Genomic DNA, 16746 nt, shown 5'->3' on the forward strand with positions numbered 1-16746 from the left:
TCAAGACCCACCTGCCCGGCCTCCAGGTCCAGGTCGGAGAGATCCCACGCCTCCACCGGCTTCTTCTTCGCCGCCATGATCCCCTTGAAGGAGGGGTAACGGGCCTCGCCCGACTGGTCGGTCACCGACACCACCGCCGGCAACGACGCCTCAAGCTGCTCGGAGGCCGCATCCCCATCCCGGCGACCCTTGACCACACCATCGGCGACGGAGACCTCCGAGAGCAGGGTGACCTGCGGGACACCCAGGCGCTCGGCCAGCAGCGCGGGCACCACACCCATCGTGCCGTCGGTCGAGGCCATACCCGAGATCACCAGGTCGTAGCCGGCCTTCTCGATCGCCTTGGCCAGCACCAGCGACGTGCCCAGCGCGTCCGTGCCGTGCAGATCGTCGTCCTCGACGTGGATCGCCTTGTCCGCACCCATCGACAACGCCTTGCGCAACGCGTCCTTGGCGTCCTCCGGACCCACCGTCAACACGGTGATCTCCGCGTCATCGGCCTCGTCCGCGATCTGCAACGCCTGCTCGACCGCGTACTCGTCCAGCTCCGACAGCAGGCCATCGACGTCATCCCGGTCGACGGTCAGGTCATCGGCGAAATGCCGGTCGCCGGTGGCGTCAGGCACGTACTTCACGGTGACAACGATCCTCAAGCTCACGCCGGCTCTCCTACTGCATCGTCTTTACTGGGCTGCTGCCTTGCTCTGGCCACTGCCTTCTTGCAGGCAGCATAGGCGCCTGAAGGGGCGGATCCCGGTCGGGGCGGCCCGCGCTCCGACCAGAATATTACTCGCCAGTACACCCAGTACATTCCCACTAAGCAAGCGCTTTGAACTGTGACCTTCCCAACGCTCTGTAATCGGGCGCCGGGAAGGCCGTCCGGGAACTCTCAGTCGCGCAGAGCGTTGAAGCGACCCTGGTGGTAGAGCAGCGGCCGGCCGGCGCCCGCGGGGTCGCCCAGCACCGCCTCCGCGAGGACGATCCGGTGATCACCTGCGGGCACCCGCGCCGCGACCCTGCAGACCAGCCACGCCAGTGTGCCGTCGAGGACGGGCACGCCCTCGGGCCCCTCGTACCAGCGCGTGTCCGCGCCGAAGCGGTCGGCGCCGCTGCGCGCGAAAGTCGTGGCGAGGTCGAGCTGATGCTCGCCGAGTATGTGGACGCCGACGTGTTCGGCCTCCGAGACCGCGGGCCAGCTGGACGCACCCGTACCGATGCCGAACGAGAGCATCGGGGGCTCGGCGGAGACCGAGACGAGCGAGGTGGCGGTGAACCCGACGGGCCCGGCGGGGCCCTGAGCGGTGATCACGGCGACTCCTGCCGCGTGCTGCCGGAAGACGGAGCGCAGGAGGTCGGGGGAGGCGAGCTGGGGAGTGCGGAGATCGGGCGTGGCCGTCATGGAATTGTCCTTCTGCAGGAGGTACGAGCGGTTCCGTGGCTGCTCAGCAGCCCGGACAGCGCGCACTTGCATGACGGGCGAGGTCCACGTGGACGCGCTCGTAGAGAAGGAGCTCCGGAGGCATGGGAGCAGGCTGGCGATAGATGCCGGGTGCAGTCAAGTCCGTTCCGCGATATGAAAGACCGCCGGCGGCGCCCTGGACCTGTGTCATCACGATCTCCTCCCCCGCACTCCTCGTCTCACACGGCCTTGCCGAGGGCGGCGATCACATCGGCCTTGCGCGGCTGCCCGGTCGCGCGCCGGACGACGTGTCCGTCCGCGTCGAGCACCAGCACCGTCGGTGTCCTGAGGATGCGCAGTTCCCGTACGAGATCGAGTTCGGCCTCGGCGTCGATCTCCACATGGGAGACACCGGGGACCATTTCGGCCACCTCCGCCAGCACCCGGCGCGTGGCCCGACAAGGCTGGCAGAAGGCGCTGGAGAACTGCACGAGTGTGGCGCGCTCCCCCAATTCGTGCCCCTCCCACGCACCCGGTGCCCACGCGTCCGGCCCGTCCCCCGTGTCACGTATCCGCACGTCAGCCTCCCGCCCCCGCGTCATGGTCCAACCGTCCCCGTCTTCAGCGCCGGCGCGCCCGCAGGCATTCCCAACGTGACGAGAATCTCGCGCTCCCCGGGCACGATGGGTGGCCAGCCGTCCGTTCTTGGGGCACGATCTGCGCAACGCCGAAAAACCTACGGCTGCGTAACTTCCCGCCGGGAGCCCCCTCCCAAGGCAGACACGAAGGGCCCTCCCCACCCATGGCAGAGCTTGTCTACCGTCCGGTCATCGGTGCCGCGAGAACGCTGTTCAAGGCATGGGACCTGAAGATCGACTGCAAGGGGTCGGAGAACATCCCTCGCACCGGCGGTGCGGTACTCGTCAGCAATCACATCAGTTACCTCGACTTCATCTTCGACGGCCTCGCGGCTCTGCCGCAGAAGCGGCTCGTGCGCTTCATGGCCAAGGAGTCGGTGTTCCGGCACAAGGTCTCCGGGCCGTTGATGCGCGGGATGAAGCACATCCCCGTCGACCGCACGCAGGGTGAGTCGGCCTACCAGCACGCACTCGACTCGCTGCGCTCCGGGGAGATCATCGGCGTCTTCCCCGAGGCGACGATCTCTCCGTCGTTCACGCTGAAGTCCTTCAAGTCGGGCGCCGCGCGCCTGGCGCAGGAGGCCGGGGTCCCGCTGATCCCGATGGCGCTGTGGGGCACGCAGCGGCTGTGGACCAAGGGGCAGCCGCGCAACTTCAAGCGCAGCCACATCCCGATCACGATCCGGGTCGGTGAGCCGGTCGAGGCTCCCAAGGACCAGTTCGCGGGCGCGATCACCCGGCGGCTTCGCGACCGCTGCCAGGAACTCCTCGAAGCGGCGCAGCGCGCCTATCCCGTACGCCCCAAGGGCCCGGACGACACGTGGTGGATGCCGGCGCACCTCGGCGGCACCGCGCCGACTCCGGCCGAGGTGAAGGCCGCCGAGGCGAGCTGAATCGATTACTCCGGCGCGTGGACGGTGAGTCGCGCGCCGGAGCTGAACTTCCCGAGCAGCTCGGCCAGTTCGGCGCCCGCGGCCTCGACGCCGGAGTCAGGCCCCATCCCCTCGAGCAGGAAGATGGCGTTGACCGACTCCTCGGTGAGACGGGTGCGCGGACCCTGGCGCCAGTTCCAGCGCCGGCAGGTGACGCCCTCGTCGTCGCACCAGACGACCTCGCCCGCGTCCGGGTGCTCGACGCTCTGCTCGCCCCCGGCCATGGTGACGAAGTCCTCGGTCCCGGTGGCCCGCAGCAGACGCATGCCTCCCTTGATGTGGTCCAGGTCCTCGCCGCCGACCGGGATCAGGTGGGCGACGCTGATCGCGTTGTAGACGTCGACGAGGGTGTTGATCCTCGGCAGGCCTCCGTCGGCGAGGGCGCGCTTGGCCAGCGCCTCGGCGGAGTTGCGCGTACGCGAAGGCTTCGCGCCGAAGGCGGTGTAAGCCGCGCGCCAGGCCACCATGTGCGGGTCCTCGTGCGGGGCGCGGCCTTCGAGCCGCTGGGCGAGGCGGCGGGCGGCCTCGTCGAGGAGGGCCGACGTCTCGTCGGTGCTGGGGGTGTTGACGAGCCCGTAGGCCTCGATGGTGACGTGGGTGAAGCCGGGCGCGAGGGCGCGTACCTCGTCGGAGACGGTCAGGTCGATGGTCATGGTCCGTCGTGCCTCACAGTTCGTGCGTCACAGTTCTGAGGGGTAGATCTGCCAGAGGTGCTGCCGGTCGCGGGCTTCTTTGAGCACGCGGAGCGCCACCGGGCTCGGTTCAGCATACAGGACCGGATAGTCCACTTCATTGGACTCAGGATCGACGGGCCAGGCCAGCCGCTCCTCGCCGAGGCGGAACTGCGCGTCGACTCCGGCCGGGATGTTCCCGCGCGGGTCCTGGCGGTGCCAGGCGCCGTCGAGGCGTACGGCGACGAGGCCGTGCAGGGAGTAGCCACTGGTGTTGTCGTCGCGCAGCCGCTGATAGCAGAACGCCGTCGGGATGTCCTCGGCGCGCAGCAGGGCGGCCAAGGCGTGGGACTTGGCGGTGCAGATGCCGGTGCGCTCCCGAAGGACGTCGGAAGCGCGCCAGGTGACCTCCGTGCGGCCCGAGTCCTGCGAGTGCGGGACGGCGTCGCGCACGAACTCGAAGGCGGCGCGGGCGTACGCGTACGTATCGGCGGATGACTTTGCAAGACCTGCCGCCGTCTCGCGGACCAGCGGATGGTGGTGGTCGATCACGTCGTCGGCGGCCAAGTACGCCGACAGGTCAGGGTTTTCCTGGATCAGCTGCATGGCACGGGAGCATAGGAATGCGACCGACCGTACGTCAATTGTTTTACGGTCGGTCGCATATCTATGCAGTTATCGCTATGCGGTCAGCGCGCCATCTCTTCCTTGAGCGCGGCCAGGAACCCGTCCACGTCCTCCTCGCGCGTGTCGAACGCGCACATCCAGCGGACGTCGCCCGCCGCCTCGTCCCAGAAGTAGAAGCGGTACTGCTTCTGGAGCCGCTCGCTCACGTCGTGCGGCAGCCGCGCGAAGACCGCGTTGGCCTGCACCGGGTAGAGGATCTCCACGCCGTGGACGGCGCGCACCCCTTCGGCGAGGCGCTGCGCCATCTCGTTGGCGTGCCGGGCGTTGCGCAGCCAGAGGTCCTTGGCGAGCAGCGCCTCCAACTGCACCGACACGAAGCGCATCTTGGAGGCGAGCTGCATGGACAGCTTGCGCAGGTGCTTCATGTGCTTGACGGCGTCCTGGTTCAGGACGACCACGGCCTCCCCGAAGAGCGCGCCGTTCTTCGTGCCGCCCAGGGACAGGATGTCCACGCCGACCGCGTTCGTGAACGTCCGCATGGGGACGTCGAGTGACGCGGCGGCGTTCGATATGCGCGAGCCGTCGAGGTGCACCTTCATGCCCAGCTTGTGCGCGTGGTCGCAGATGGCGCGGATCTCGTCGGGCGTGTAGAGCGTGCCCAGTTCGGTGTTCTGCGCGATCGAGACGACCTGCGGCATCGCCCGGTGCTCGTCGTCCCAGCCGAACGCCTGCTTGTCGATCAGCTCGGGGGTCAGCTTGCCGTCGGGCGTGGGGACCGTGAGCAGCTTGAGGCCGCCCATGCGCTCGGGGGCGCCGCCCTCGTCCACGTGGATGTGCGCGGACTCGGCGCAGATCACCGCGCCCCAGCGGTCGGTGATCGCCTGGAGCGCGACGACATTGGCCCCCGTGCCGTTGAACACCGGGAACGCCTCGGCCGTGGGGCCGAAGTGGCCGCGGATGACCTGCTGGAGGTTGGCCGTGTAGTCGTCCTCGCCGTACGCGATCTGGTGACCGCCGTTGGCGAGGGCGATGGCGGCGAGGACCTCCGGGTGGGCGCCCGCGTAGTTGTCGCTGGCGAAGCCCCGTACGTCCGGGTCGTGATGGCGGCGTGCGTCGGTCTTCGGCGGGTTCTTCGGAGTGTTCACGGCTTCTCTGTCACGGGTGTCGCGAGCGGTCACGGCTTCTCGGTCAGCCACAGGCGGTTTCCGTTCACTTCTCCGGCGGGGCGCTCCCAGACTCCGGCGATGGCCTCGGCCAGCTCCTTGACGTCCGTGAAGCCCGCGAACTTCGCGTTGGGCCGCTCCGCGCGCATCGCGTCGTGCACCAGCGCCTTGACCACCAGGATGGCAGCCGCCGACGACAGGGCCTGCTCGCCCCCCGCCTTGCGGAAGGCGTCGCCGAGGGCGAGGGTCCAGGCCTCGGCGGCGGCCTTCGACGCGGAGTACGCCGCGTTGCCCGCCGTGGGCTTGGAGGCGCCGGCCGCGCTGATCAGGAGATAGCGGCCGCGGTCGCTGCGCTGCAGGCCGTCCTGGAAGGCCAGCGAGGTGTGCTGGACGGTGCGGATCAGGAGCTTTTCGAGCAGGTCCCAGTCGGCGAGGTCGGTCTCGGCGAAGGTGGCGCTGCCGCGCCAGCCGCCGACGAGGTGGACCAGGCCGTCGATCCGCCCGAATTCCTTCTCCGTGCGGGCGGCCCACCCCTTGGTCGCGTCGAGGTCGAGGAGATCGACCGTGTCGCCTATCACGGTGGCCCCGCCGTGCGCGTACCGCGCGGCGTCCACGGCCTCCGCGAGGCGTGCCGCGTCGGCGTCGGACGCCACGACCGTGGCCCCGGCCTCGGCGAGCCTCAGCAGCGTGGCACGGCCTGCCGGGCCGCCTGCTCCCGCGACCGCTACCACGGCTCCATCGAGTGCGGACATCGTCCTCGCCTCCTTGGTGCGGTCGCTCATGCGGCGACCTGCTCGGCGCGCGCCGCGGTGATCCCCTTGGTGGAGGCGATCACGTGCTTGAGCTTTTTGGAGAGCGCCTCATAGAACATGCTGAGCGGAAACTCGTCGGGAAGCACGTCGTCGACGAGTTTACGGGGCGGAAGCTGCACGTCCAGGGCGTCGGGGCCCTTGGCCCAGCGCGATCCGGGGTGCGGGGCGAGGTACTGGGCGACCAGGTCGTACGCGGCGAACCAGTGGACGAGCTTGGGGCGGTCGATGCCCGCGCGGTAGAGCTCCTCGATCTCGGAGCACAGCTGGTTGGTGACCTGCGGCGCGCGCTCCCAGTCGATCTTGAGCTTGTTGTCGGTCCAGCGGACGACGTCGTGCTTGTGGAGGTACGCGAAGAGCAGCTGGCCGCCGAGTCCGTCGTAGTTCTTGACGCGGTCGCCCGTGACCGGGAAGCGGAACATCCGGTCGAACAGGACGGCGTACTGCACGTCACGCGCCTGCGGGACGCCCTCGGTCTCCAGCTTCACGGCCTCCTTGAAGGCGGTGAGGTCGCAGCGCAGCTCCTCGAGCCCGTACATCCAGAACGGCTGCCGCTGCTTGATCATGAAGGGGTCGAAGGGCAGGTCGCCGTGGCTGTGGGTGCGGTCGTGGACCATGTCCCACAGGACAAAGGCCTGCTGGCAGCGGTCCTGGTCGCCGATCATCTCGCGGATGTCGTCGGGCAGTTCGAGCCCGAGGATGTCCACGGATGCCTCGGTGACGCGGCGGAAGCGGGCCGCCTCGCGGTCGCAGAAGATGCCGCCCCAGCTGAAGCGCTCGGGGGCCTCGCGCACGGCGATCGTCTCCGGGAAGAGCACGGCCGAGTTCGTGTCGTACCCGGCGGTGAAGTCCTCGAAGGTGATGCCGCAGAACAGCGGGTTGTCGTAGCGCGTGCGCTCGAGCTCGGCCAGCCAGTCGGGCCAGACCATGCGCAGGACGACCGCTTCGAGATTGCGGTCCGGGTTGCCGTTCTGCGTGTACATCGGGAAGACCACGAGGTGCTGGAGGCCGTCCTCGCGGTGCGCCGCGGGCTGGAAGGCGAGCAGCGAGTCGAGGAAGTCCGGCACCTGGAAGCCGCCGTCAGCCCAGCGCCGCAGGTCCGAGCCGAGCGCCTGGTGGTACGCGGCGTCGTGCGGCAGGAGCGGGGCAAGCTGGTCGATCGCGGATATCACGCGGTCGACGGCGAGTTCGGCCACGGACTTCGCCGGTGCGCCGTCCGCCTCGAAGTCGATCGAGCCGTCCGCGGACTGCCACGGGCGGATCTCCTGCACGGCGTCCTTGAGCATCGGCCAAGCCGGGTGCTCCACGACCCTACCCATGGGGGCACCTCCGCTCGCGGGAGGAACTGCCCCCTCCGTAACCCTCTGCACAAGAATTTCCGTCACTTGTCAACCTCCACGGGAGAACCTCGCGTCAGAACACCGTATGCGGGCGAGGCTCTCCACCACAAGAGGAGGCTCGGGAAATTATCCTGTGCTACCCCCAACATCACCGCTGTTTTTCCTGTCGGACACCGTCGAGGCGACCGCTTCTGCCACATCCGCCACCGCTGCCCGCGCATCCTCCAGGAGCCGCGTGAAGCCCAGGAAGCCGTGGAACATCCCCGGGTGGTGCCCCTGCGTCACCGGCACCCCCGCCAGACGCAGCTTGAGCGCGTACGCCTTGGCCTCGTCGCACAGCGGATCGCAGCCCGCGGTGACGATGTGCGCGGGCGGCAGCGCGGCGAGGTCCGCGCCCAGGGGCGAGGCGTAGGGGTGCGTGCCTTCGCCGTCCGGCCCGAGGTACTGCTCCCAGAACCACCGCAGGTGCGCGGCGGTGAGGAAGTAGCCGGTCGCGTTCGACGTATACGAGCCGCTGTCCTGCCCCGCGTCGAGCACCGGATAGATCAGCACCTGGAGCGCCACGGCGGGCCCGCCCCGGTCCCGCGCCATCAGGGCGGCGACGGCGGCGAGGCCACCTCCGCTGCTGTCCCCCGCCGTCACCACGGCGCCGGGATCCCCGCCGAGCGCCCCTGCCCGCGCCTGGCCCGCGGCCCAGCACAGGGCCGCGTACGCGTCCTCGGTGGCCGCGGGGAAACGGTGCTCGGGGGCGAGGCGGTAGGCGACGGAGACGACGACGGCGCCGGACTCGGCGCAGAGGGTACGGGCGGTGGCGTCGTGGGTGTCGAGGCCGCAGAGGGTGTAGCCGCCGCCGTGGAAGAAGACGACGGTGGGGCGGGGGCGGTCTGCCTCCTCGGGCCGGTCGATTCCGTCGAGCCGGTCGGGCCGGTCGGTTCCGTCGAGCCGGTCGGCCCCCTCGGGCCGGTAGATCCGCACCGGCAGGTCGGGAGCTCCTGCGGGGCCGGGGACGACCCGGTCCTCGGCCCCTCCCACAACCCCTCCCACGGCCTCTCCCGCCGTGCCCGGGGAGGGGGCCGCCGCGAGGATGCGGCGGGCCTCGGCCGCGTCGGTGACGGCGCCGCCGAGGTCGGGGAAGGCGGCGCTGAGGGCGTCGACGAGCGGGCGCGCCTCCGGGGCGAGCCGGTCTCCGTACGTCTCGTCGGCCGCCGTCATCCCGCCTCCTGGGCGCGGAAGTACGGGATGACCTTCTCGCCCCACTGCCGCAGGGTCTCCATGCAGGCCTCCTGCGGGACGGTGCCCATCTGGATGAGGCACATGATCTCGTCGGCCCCTGCGTCGCGGAGCCGCTCCACGTAGGCGATGGCGTCGTCGGCCGTGCCGTAGGCGTGATCGGCGTTGAAGGTGGCCGTGGAGGTGGGCCGCACGGGGATGTCGTGCTCGTGCAGCCGCGCGACGACCTGCTCGGCGGCCTCGCGCATCGCGGCCGCCTCGTCGGCCCCCTCGACCACGGCCTCGTCGGGGATGCCCGCGCCGCCGTACCAGTGCCCGATGGACTGCGCGAAGAACCGCTGCCCGCGGATGCCCACGCGCCGGGCCGCGTCCCGGTCGTCGAGCACGATGGTCGGACAGAGCACGGAGAAGTGGTCGTTGACGACGCTGGACACGAAGCGGGTAGCACCGCGGCCCGCGATCGCGGCGTCGTACGCGGTGCGCATCCCGGCGATCGACTCCGGCCCCGCGAAGCCCATCACCAGTGCGCCGATGCCGAGTTCGGCGGCCTGCGTCAGGGTCTCGGTCCTGCTGCAGGCGAGGAAGAGCGGGGGGTGCGGGGTCTGGCGGGGCCGGGGCAGGATCGGGTGCGGGTCGATGTCGAGCAGCGCGCCATGGTGCTCCAGCTCCTCGCTCTGCCAGGCCTTCCCGATGATCTGGAGCGCCTCCTCGACCTCCTGCGTCGTACGTTCCTTGTCGACGCCGCAGAGTGAGGTCTCCTGGAGCGTCCCGCCGCGCCCCGCCCCGAGGTCGAGCCGCCCGCCGGACAGCAGGTCGAGCATGGCGGCGCGCTCGGCGACCCGTGCCGGGTGGTTGAACCGGAACGGCATGCAGACGACGCCGTGCCCGATGCGGATGGTGCTGGTGCGCGCGGCGACCCAGGTCAGGAAGATCTCGGGCGCGCTCATGTGGGCGTACCACTTGAGGGAGTGGTGCTCGACCGCCCAGACGCGGTCGAAGCCCATCTCCTCGGCCAGGACCGCCTGTTCGACGCTGTCACGGATGAGCTGGTGCTCGCGTTCGACGGTGGGGTCGGCGAGCTGAGCTTCGAAGATGACGGAGAACTGCACGTGCCCTCCAGGGGGTTGAGCCGCTGCGGCGCGGTCGCCCGTATGCCGATTAGCCATATGACTAGTCGTCAGGTGCTGAAGTCGCAAGGGGTTCCACGCGGGCTCTTGCGTCCGCCGTCAGAACGGAGCCGGGGCCCGCACCATGAGGTGCGGGCCCCGGCCAGTGGGTCGGTGTGCGCCTGTGATCAGAGGCCGAACTCCTGCGGCGAGACACCGAGCGCCGCGCACGCCTCCCGCAGGACCTGCTCCTCGGCCGGGGCGATGTACCCGTCCGCGCCGGCGACGACGAAGCCGGTCTGCACGACCGCCTTGGCCTCCATGGGCTTCTTCGCCGCCTTGGCGATCTCCTGCATGGCCTCGGTCTTGCCCTGCTGGAAGTTGACCGTCAGCTGGTCCGCGTGCTTGTTGAACCGCGTCCGGAGCTGCTCGGGCGGGAAGTTCTTCAAGACGTCGTTCTGCAGGATCAGCGACTCCACGTGCTGCCGCTCGGCCGGGTCGACCGAGCCGTCGGCCGCAGCGACCAGGGCGCACATGGCCATGCTCGCGTCGCGGTACGCACCGCTCTTGAGCTCCGTCTTGAGGGAGGCGAGCTGGGTCTTGAGCACGCCCACGAGCTGGGCCTTCGACCCCCCTGAGGACCCCGACCCCGACCGTCCGTGACCGCCGGAGCTCCGCGTCCCCTGGGACTGCTGCAGTCCCTTGGCCTGGTCCTTGATCCGGTCCCACATCGCCATCCGTGCCACCTCTGCTACCAGTTCGCTCGTCCGCGCGCGTTCCACGCGTCGTTCCGTCAACGCCTCCCCCGCCGTCGGAGTTCCGTGTCCGGCTGCTCCCAAGGGTGACTCCGACAGAGAATCAAGGGCACGTGCGATCCCAGCTGCCGACAGGAGCCACCCATGTCCATCCGCAGGGCCATGCCCGACATCCGATCGGACTCCATGGAGGAGAGCCGGGACTTCTACGGCCTCCTGGGGTTCGAGGAGGTCATGAATCTGGGCTGGGTCATGACACTCGGCTCCCCCTCCAACCCCACGGCCCAGGTCACCTTCATGAGCCACGACCTGACCGCGCCCGTCGTGCCCGACATGAGCGTGGAAGTGGACGACGTGGACGCGGTCTACGCAACGGTGTGCGAGAGCGGCGCGGAGATCGTGCATTCCTTGCGGAACGAGGAATGGGGAGTACGCCGGTTCTTCGTACGGGACCCCAATGGCCGGGTGGTCAATGTGCTTGGCCACCCATGACAGCCGGTGACCCCCACTGACGAGCAAGAGGAATACCCACTCCTTGCCACTCTCAACATATAGCTCAGTGGGGGCCTTGCGGCAAGGCCCAGGTCATGTCGCACAATCGTCGCTCGAAGGTCAGAAACCACGGAAAAGAGAGTCACGAAGTGGATATGACGTTGCCGCCGTTCCAGCGGGTCGTCGACGGCATTGCGTTGCACTTCGTGCAGGGGGGTCCCAATGATTGATGTCATCGTGGTCGGTGGCGGACCGACCGGCTTGATGCTCGCGAGCGAGCTGCGTCTGCACGGGGTGCACACGGTCGTGCTGGAGAAGTTGGCGGAGCCGACCCCGCAGTCCCGCGGGCAGGGCCTGCACGCGCGCAGCGTCGAGGTGATGGACCAGCGCGGGCTTCTCGACCGGTTCCTCGCGGTCAATGACAAGTTCCAGGTCGGCGGTCTCTTCGGCGGCATCATGAAGCCGTGGCCCGACCGGCTGGACACGGCTCACCCGTACGGCGTCGCCACCCCGCAGCCGGTCACCGAGCGGCTCCTGAACGAGCGTGCCGTCGAGCTCGGCACCGAGATCCGGCGCGGCCACGAAGTCGTCGGCGTGAGCCAGGACGAGGACGGGGTGAGCGTCGAGCTGGCGGACGGGCAACTCCTGCGCTCGCGCTACCTCGTCGGGTGCGACGGCGGACGCAGTGCCGTACGCAAACTGCTCGGCGTCGACTTCCCCGGCGAGCCCGCGACCGTCGAGACGCTCCTCGGCGAGATGGAGGTGACCGAGGATCCCGCGACCCTCGCCGCCGTCGTCGCGGAGGTCCGCAAGACACAGCTGCGCTTCGGTGTCACCCTCGGCGAGGACGGGGTGTGCCGCGTCGTCGTGCCCGCCGACGGGGTGGCCGAGGACCGTGCGACCGAGCCGACCCTCGACGACTTCAAGCAACGGCTCCAGGCGGTCGCGGGCACCGACTTCGGTGTGCACTCGCCGCGCTGGCTCTCCCGGTTCGGCGACGCCACCCGGCAGGCCGAGCGCTACCGGGTCGGCAGGGTGTTCCTCGCCGGTGACGCCGCGCACATCCACCCGCCGACCGGCGGGCAGGGGCTCAACCTCGGTGTGCAGGACGCGTTCAACCTCGGCTGGAAGCTGGCCGCGGCGGTCGACGGCTGGGCGCCGGAAGGGCTCCTCGACACCTACGAAGCCGAACGGCACCCGGTGGGCGCCCGCGTCCTGGACAACACCCGCGCGCAGATCACGCTGCTCGGCACCGACCGGGGACCGACGGCGCTGCGGGAGCTGTTCTCCAGGCTGATGGACTTCGAGGAGGTCAACCGGTACGTGACCGGCATGATCACCGCGGTCGACGTCCGCTACGACCTCGGCGACGGCCACGAAATGCTCGGCCTGCGGATGCGGGACGTGGCACTCAAGCAGAGCCGTCTCTACGAGCTGATGCACGAAGGCCGCGGGCTGCTGCTCGACCAGACCGGGCGCCTTTCGGTCGCCGGGTGGGCCGACCGGATCGATCACGTCGTCGACGTCAGCGAGGAACTGGACGTGCCCGCCGTGCTGTTGCGGCCGGACGGCCACGTGGTGTGGGCCGGTGAGGATCAGCGGGACCTGCTCGGCCCGCTGACGCAGTGGTTCGGCGCACCGGGCCACGACGAGGATGCGGCCACGGCTTCGTAGTCGTACGCGAGGTCAGCGTCGTACGCGACGTGCGCGCAGGGCCGGTCCCTCGGGGCCGGCCCTCAGCCGACCTGCGTGTGGAACTGCACGAGCCGCTGCTGTACGAGATGCACCGTGCCGCGCTGGCGGCCCGGCACGCGGCGCCGCAACGCGACCATGGCCGGGCCGAGTTCGCGCACGGTGTCCGGGTCGCGGACCTGCTCCCACTGGTGGTGGGCCAGGTCCGCCGCCGCCTCGACATCGGGGCCGTCCGGGGCTTGGCCTGCCGTGAGTCTGGTGGAGACCACGGCGAGCCAGATCTCGCAGCTGCGGACCGGCTCCTTGGCGAAGATCGCCAGATGCCCGCGGACCTCCATCCAGTGCACCACCTCGGGCGAGGACGGCCCGTGCGTACGCAGCGCCTCCTGCTCCCACGCCGCCGCCATGGCCGCGGCCTCGCCGTGCCGTCCCGCCTCCACGGCCTTGGTGATCGCCGCGTGCGGGTCCGCGCCGGCGGTCCGAGGCGCCGACGAAGGCGGTGAGCCGGGGGTGGGGACTTGATGCCGGGCGGCCTGATGCGCGCCCTGCTGGGCGGGCACGAGCACCCCGTCGCGCATGCCCCCGAAGGTGTCCGCGTGGAGAGCGGCAGCAGGGTCGGCGGCCAGCACGATGTCGATCGCGCCCTCCTCCAGCGCCTGGGCCACGACGTGTTGATGCAGGTCCGGCAGCGGCGGCCGGTGTCCGCTGCGCAGGACCGTCGCCAGCGCCTTCATGTACGTGGGCACCGCGACGGCGGCACGGCGACCGGGCGCCGGGGCGATCCGCCCGTACAGCGCCACGCCCGCCCCCACGTCCAGCGGACGCTGGGCCAGTTGCTGCCAACTGTCCGCGTCGGCATGCAGATCGGCGATGACGGTCGTGCTGCCCGGCGGGCGCAACCGCAGCTCCTGGCCGATCCAGTGCCAGGGGAATCCGGTGTAGCGCACCGTCGCCGCGGTGGTCCGCGCGAGGGCGACATGTTGCAGCTGCTGGCGGCGGTCGAGCTGCAACTGCCCGACCAGGTACACCGTCAAGGGACCCGGCGCCATCGCCGCGGCCCGCAGCCGGGTGAGCACGGTCTGCGGGTCGAGCGGGTCCGCGAGCTCCACGACACTCGCGGTCGCGGTCCCGGCGAGCACCGCCGGTGTGACCGCCGCGAGTACGGGCAGCACGGAGGCCGCATCCACCATACGGGCCTTGCCGACCGGCGCGGCCGCAATCAGCAGCGCGGTCCCTGGCACCGTCCCCTCCCCATCAATCACCAGAGCACCGTATCCGCTGCTCACCCCACAAGTGGCAGCGGGAAGGCGATCCGTCCGTCGCACGGGCCCCGGGACCGGCCGCGATAGGTGCGGTCTCAGGGGTGTCGGGCCAGGGAAGTCGGGTATGGAGGGGGTTGCTCCGGACAGTGGACGGTGCTGCCGGAGCCTGCGGCCGCCGCCGAATTCGGCGGCGGCGGCCGCGGCGCTCCTGGGGGCAGGCTCCCCCTGCCGCCCAGGAGCAGGTGTCCACACCGGCCGACGCTCGGAAGCCGCGGGAGAGGCCCCTGATGCACCGGTCGGCGGGACGGGCCGGTTTCCGTGCGTCCGCTGCAAGGAGGTACGGAACCGGCGGCCTGGGTCACCGACATGTCCACCGCTCGACGCGGAGCGTGAGCGGTGTGCGGTCGGGCCGTTCCGGGGGCTGGGGGCGGGCCTCGGCGTCAGAGTAGAACGAGCAGGCAGGAGCGGACAACGCCTTTCCGATCCCCGAGATGACCATGCCCCTCCGGAGTCCGGCCGCGCGGGCGTGGCCGCCGGTTGACCTCGTCGGATGCCGGGCGTCTCGTCAACTGCCCGCATGGTGCAGGGTGTCGAGCAGGGTCAGATCCTCATCGGTGAGCCCGAGTGCGCCGGCGGCCACGTTCGCCGCGAGGTGGTCGGGGTCGCCCGTGCCCGGGATGGCGAGCACGTGCGGGCCGCGCCCCAGTGTCCAGGCGATCCGGATCTGGGCGGGGCTCACCCCGTGCGTCCGGGCGATCTCCACGATCTGCGGGTGGTCGCTGCCGCTCGCCCCGGCCTGGCGGCCCGCGCCGGCGATCGCGTAGAACGGCACGAAGGCGACGCCCTGTTGACGGCAGGACGCGACGAACGCGTCCTGGTCGGGCCGCACCCCGATACCGTACAGATTCTGTACGCACACCACCGGCGCGATGGCCCGCGCCTCGGTGAGCTGCGCGGGGGTGACGTTCGACAGGCCCAGGTGCCGGATGAGCCCGGCGGCGCGCAACTCGGCCAGGGCGCCGAAGCGTTCGGCGATCGAGTCCGTCCCGACGATGCGCAGGTTCACCACGTCCAGGTGGTCGCGGCCGAGCTGACGCAGGTTCTCCTCCACCTGGCCACGCAGCTGCTCGGGGGCCGCGTGCGGCTGCCATTGGCCCGAGGGGTCCCGGCCGGGGCCGACCTTGGTGGTGATGACCAGGTCGTGGGGGTACGGGGCCAGGGCTCGGTTGATCAGTTCGTTGGCGGAGCGCAGGGGCGAGAAGTAGAACGCGGCGGTGTCGACGTGGTTCACGCCGAGCTCGATCGCGCGGCGCAGGACCCCGATCGCCTGGTCGCGGTCGCGGGGGACGGCATGGGGGACGAGTGCTTCGCCGGTCTGCGGCAGTCGCATCGCGCCGAGGCCGATCCGGTTGACCGGCAGGTCGCCGAGGAGCCAAGTGCCGGACGCGGCAGCGGTGATCGTCTCTGTCGTCATGCCTGAAGTCATGCCTGAAGTCATGTCTGTCGTCATGTCTGTCGTCATGCCGGAATGATGTGTACGCCGTAGGATCACTGCCATTGATTCAGGTATGAGCGAATCCCGGCCGGGAGGGTGCGTCGTGGCGGGGCTGTCGTTCTCGGCCAGAGATCTGGCGCAGATGCGCTTCGCCGTCTCGCCCATGTGGGAGGTCGGCCCCAGCGTGCGGCTGCTGACCTCGGCCGTCGCGCATCCCGTGCACCGGCCCTGGATCGAGCAGGTACGGCCGCGCCTCGCAGCCGTCGGGCTCGACCGGGGATGGCTCGCCGAGCTGGTCCCGCCGTCCGGCTACGTCCCTGACTTCCTCAACCCGACGCCCTCCGGACCCGCCCCGGCCCTGGCCGCCGAGCTCGACGGCATCGTGGCCACCCCTGCCGACCGGGTACGCCACGACCTCGATCGCCTCGAGCTCCAGCAGGGCGGCCTCGGCCCCCGGTCACGCGCTCTGCACGCTCAGCCGCACGCGCGCCTCCCCCGGGTCGCGGAGGAGATCCAGGCCTACTGGGAGCTGGCGCTCGCCCCTTACTGGGCCCGCATCCGGGCCGTCCTGGACGCCGATGTCGCCCACCGCGCCCGGCAGGTCGCCGAGCGCGGCGCGGCGCACCTCCTGGGCGGCCTGCACGCCTCGGTGCGCTGGGATGACGAGACGCTGCGGCTCCTGCGCAGGCCCAAGGACCTCACCCGCGTGACAGCGGGCCAGGGGCTCCTGCTCATCCCTTCGGTCTTCACCGGACCGGAGCCGTTCACCCGGGTGACCCCGCCGGACCCGCCGCAACTCGCCTACCCCGCACGCGGGATCGGCACCATGTGGGCGGCGCGCCCCGCCACCGGGACGGGCGCCCTGGCCGCCGTCCTCGGCCGCACCCGGACCCTGCTTCTGACCGAGCTGGAAAGTCCGGCCTCCACCACCGAACTGGCCGCCCGCACGGGCCTCTCCCCGGCCGGCGTCTCCCAGAACCTGACGGCGCTGCGGGCCGCGGGCCTGGTCAGCGCCCACCGAGCGGGCCGCTCCGTCCTGTACGCCCGCACGTCCGTCGCGGAGTCCCTCCTGACCGCCGCCGATGAGTTTCCGCACGCGCCGCGGTCAGTAACCCCGCGAAGATGAAACGGCACC

Annotated in this window: 17 protein-coding genes; 4 read left to right on the plus strand and 13 right to left on the minus strand. The window is 70.6% G+C overall.

The window, feature by feature from the left end; all coding sequences use genetic code 11:
* From ACFUPX_RS25200 to ACFUPX_RS25210, 3 genes are all read right to left on the minus strand, one after another.
* On the minus strand, positions 1–659 hold a 659-nt coding region (locus ACFUPX_RS25200), incomplete at its 3' end, for an electron transfer flavoprotein subunit beta/FixA family protein (protein WP_383326815.1).
* A 230-nt stretch (positions 660–889) separates the two neighbouring features.
* On the minus strand, positions 890–1399 hold the full coding sequence (locus ACFUPX_RS25205; protein ID WP_383326818.1) for a flavin reductase family protein: 510 nt from the start codon (positions 1397–1399) through the stop codon (positions 890–892).
* Between the two features lie 239 nt (positions 1400–1638).
* Positions 1639–2001, minus strand: coding sequence for a thioredoxin family protein (locus tag ACFUPX_RS25210; RefSeq protein WP_383326821.1), 363 nt, complete (start codon positions 1999–2001; stop codon positions 1639–1641).
* A gap of 200 nt (positions 2002–2201) precedes the next feature.
* Here ACFUPX_RS25210 and ACFUPX_RS25215 point away from each other — a divergent pair, with 200 nt between their 5' ends.
* Positions 2202–2930 carry a lysophospholipid acyltransferase family protein gene (locus ACFUPX_RS25215; RefSeq protein WP_383326824.1) on the plus strand — a complete coding sequence of 243 codons (729 nt, stop codon included), beginning with the start codon at positions 2202–2204 and terminating at the stop codon, positions 2928–2930.
* Between the two features lie 5 nt (positions 2931–2935).
* Here the strand turns inward: ACFUPX_RS25215 and ACFUPX_RS25220 are convergent, their stop codons facing one another.
* The 8 genes from ACFUPX_RS25220 to ACFUPX_RS25255 all read right to left on the minus strand — a co-directional run bounded on the left by ACFUPX_RS25220 (position 2936) and on the right by ACFUPX_RS25255 (position 10652).
* Positions 2936–3622 (minus strand): B3/4 domain-containing protein, encoded by a 687-nt coding sequence (locus ACFUPX_RS25220; RefSeq protein WP_383326827.1) that lies wholly within the window; start codon positions 3620–3622, stop codon positions 2936–2938.
* A 27-nt stretch (positions 3623–3649) separates the two neighbouring features.
* On the minus strand, positions 3650–4246 hold the full coding sequence (locus ACFUPX_RS25225; protein WP_383326830.1) for a transglutaminase family protein: 597 nt from the start codon (positions 4244–4246) through the stop codon (positions 3650–3652).
* A gap of 83 nt (positions 4247–4329) precedes the next feature.
* Positions 4330–5412, minus strand: coding sequence for a threonine aldolase family protein (locus ACFUPX_RS25230; protein WP_383326833.1), 1083 nt, complete (start codon positions 5410–5412; stop codon positions 4330–4332).
* Positions 5413–5441: 29 nt separating this feature from the next.
* Positions 5442–6212 (minus strand): SDR family NAD(P)-dependent oxidoreductase, encoded by a 771-nt coding sequence (locus tag ACFUPX_RS25235; RefSeq protein ID WP_383326836.1) that lies wholly within the window; start codon positions 6210–6212, stop codon positions 5442–5444.
* A complete protein-coding gene (locus ACFUPX_RS25240) occupies positions 6209–7624 on the minus strand; it encodes a DUF6421 family protein (protein WP_383326839.1) in 1416 nt (471 codons plus the stop codon). The genes ACFUPX_RS25235 and ACFUPX_RS25240 overlap by 4 nt, the downstream gene beginning before the upstream one ends.
* Before the next feature lie 81 nt (positions 7625–7705).
* Positions 7706–8791, minus strand: coding sequence for an alpha/beta hydrolase (locus ACFUPX_RS25245; RefSeq protein ID WP_383326842.1), 1086 nt, complete (start codon positions 8789–8791; stop codon positions 7706–7708).
* Complete coding sequence (locus ACFUPX_RS25250) at positions 8788–9918, minus strand: LLM class flavin-dependent oxidoreductase (RefSeq protein ID WP_383326845.1); 1131 nt, start codon at positions 9916–9918, stop codon at positions 8788–8790. The genes ACFUPX_RS25245 and ACFUPX_RS25250 overlap by 4 nt, the downstream gene beginning before the upstream one ends.
* A gap of 185 nt (positions 9919–10103) precedes the next feature.
* Complete coding sequence (locus ACFUPX_RS25255; protein WP_383327039.1) at positions 10104–10652, minus strand: tellurite resistance TerB family protein; 549 nt, start codon at positions 10650–10652, stop codon at positions 10104–10106.
* A 162-nt stretch (positions 10653–10814) separates the two neighbouring features.
* Between ACFUPX_RS25255 and ACFUPX_RS25260 the strand changes: the two genes are divergently transcribed.
* The gene (locus tag ACFUPX_RS25260) at positions 10815–11162 is read left to right on the plus strand and encodes a VOC family protein (protein ID WP_383326848.1); all 348 of its coding nucleotides are present in this window, start codon (positions 10815–10817) and stop codon (positions 11160–11162) included.
* Between the two features lie 222 nt (positions 11163–11384).
* The gene (gene rox, locus ACFUPX_RS25265; RefSeq protein WP_383326851.1) at positions 11385–12836 is read left to right on the plus strand and encodes a rifampin monooxygenase; all 1452 of its coding nucleotides are present in this window, start codon (positions 11385–11387) and stop codon (positions 12834–12836) included.
* A gap of 62 nt (positions 12837–12898) precedes the next feature.
* Here rox and ACFUPX_RS25270 read toward each other — a convergent pair whose 3' ends face one another.
* Together ACFUPX_RS25270 and ACFUPX_RS25275 are read right to left on the minus strand one after the other, a co-directional pair.
* On the minus strand, positions 12899–14095 hold the full coding sequence (locus tag ACFUPX_RS25270; RefSeq protein ID WP_383327042.1) for a hypothetical protein: 1197 nt from the start codon (positions 14093–14095) through the stop codon (positions 12899–12901).
* 586 nt (positions 14096–14681) lie between these two features.
* Positions 14682–15590 (minus strand): aldo/keto reductase, encoded by a 909-nt coding sequence (locus tag ACFUPX_RS25275; protein ID WP_383326854.1) that lies wholly within the window; start codon positions 15588–15590, stop codon positions 14682–14684.
* A gap of 94 nt (positions 15591–15684) precedes the next feature.
* Between ACFUPX_RS25275 and ACFUPX_RS25280 the strand changes: the two genes are divergently transcribed.
* Complete coding sequence (locus ACFUPX_RS25280) at positions 15685–16737, plus strand: helix-turn-helix domain-containing protein (protein ID WP_383326857.1); 1053 nt, start codon at positions 15685–15687, stop codon at positions 16735–16737.
* Positions 16738–16746 lie beyond the last annotated feature (9 nt).

The sequence above is a fragment of the Streptomyces sp. NPDC057302 genome (assembly GCF_042667685.1).
Taxonomy (GTDB): domain Bacteria; phylum Actinomycetota; class Actinomycetes; order Streptomycetales; family Streptomycetaceae; genus Streptomyces.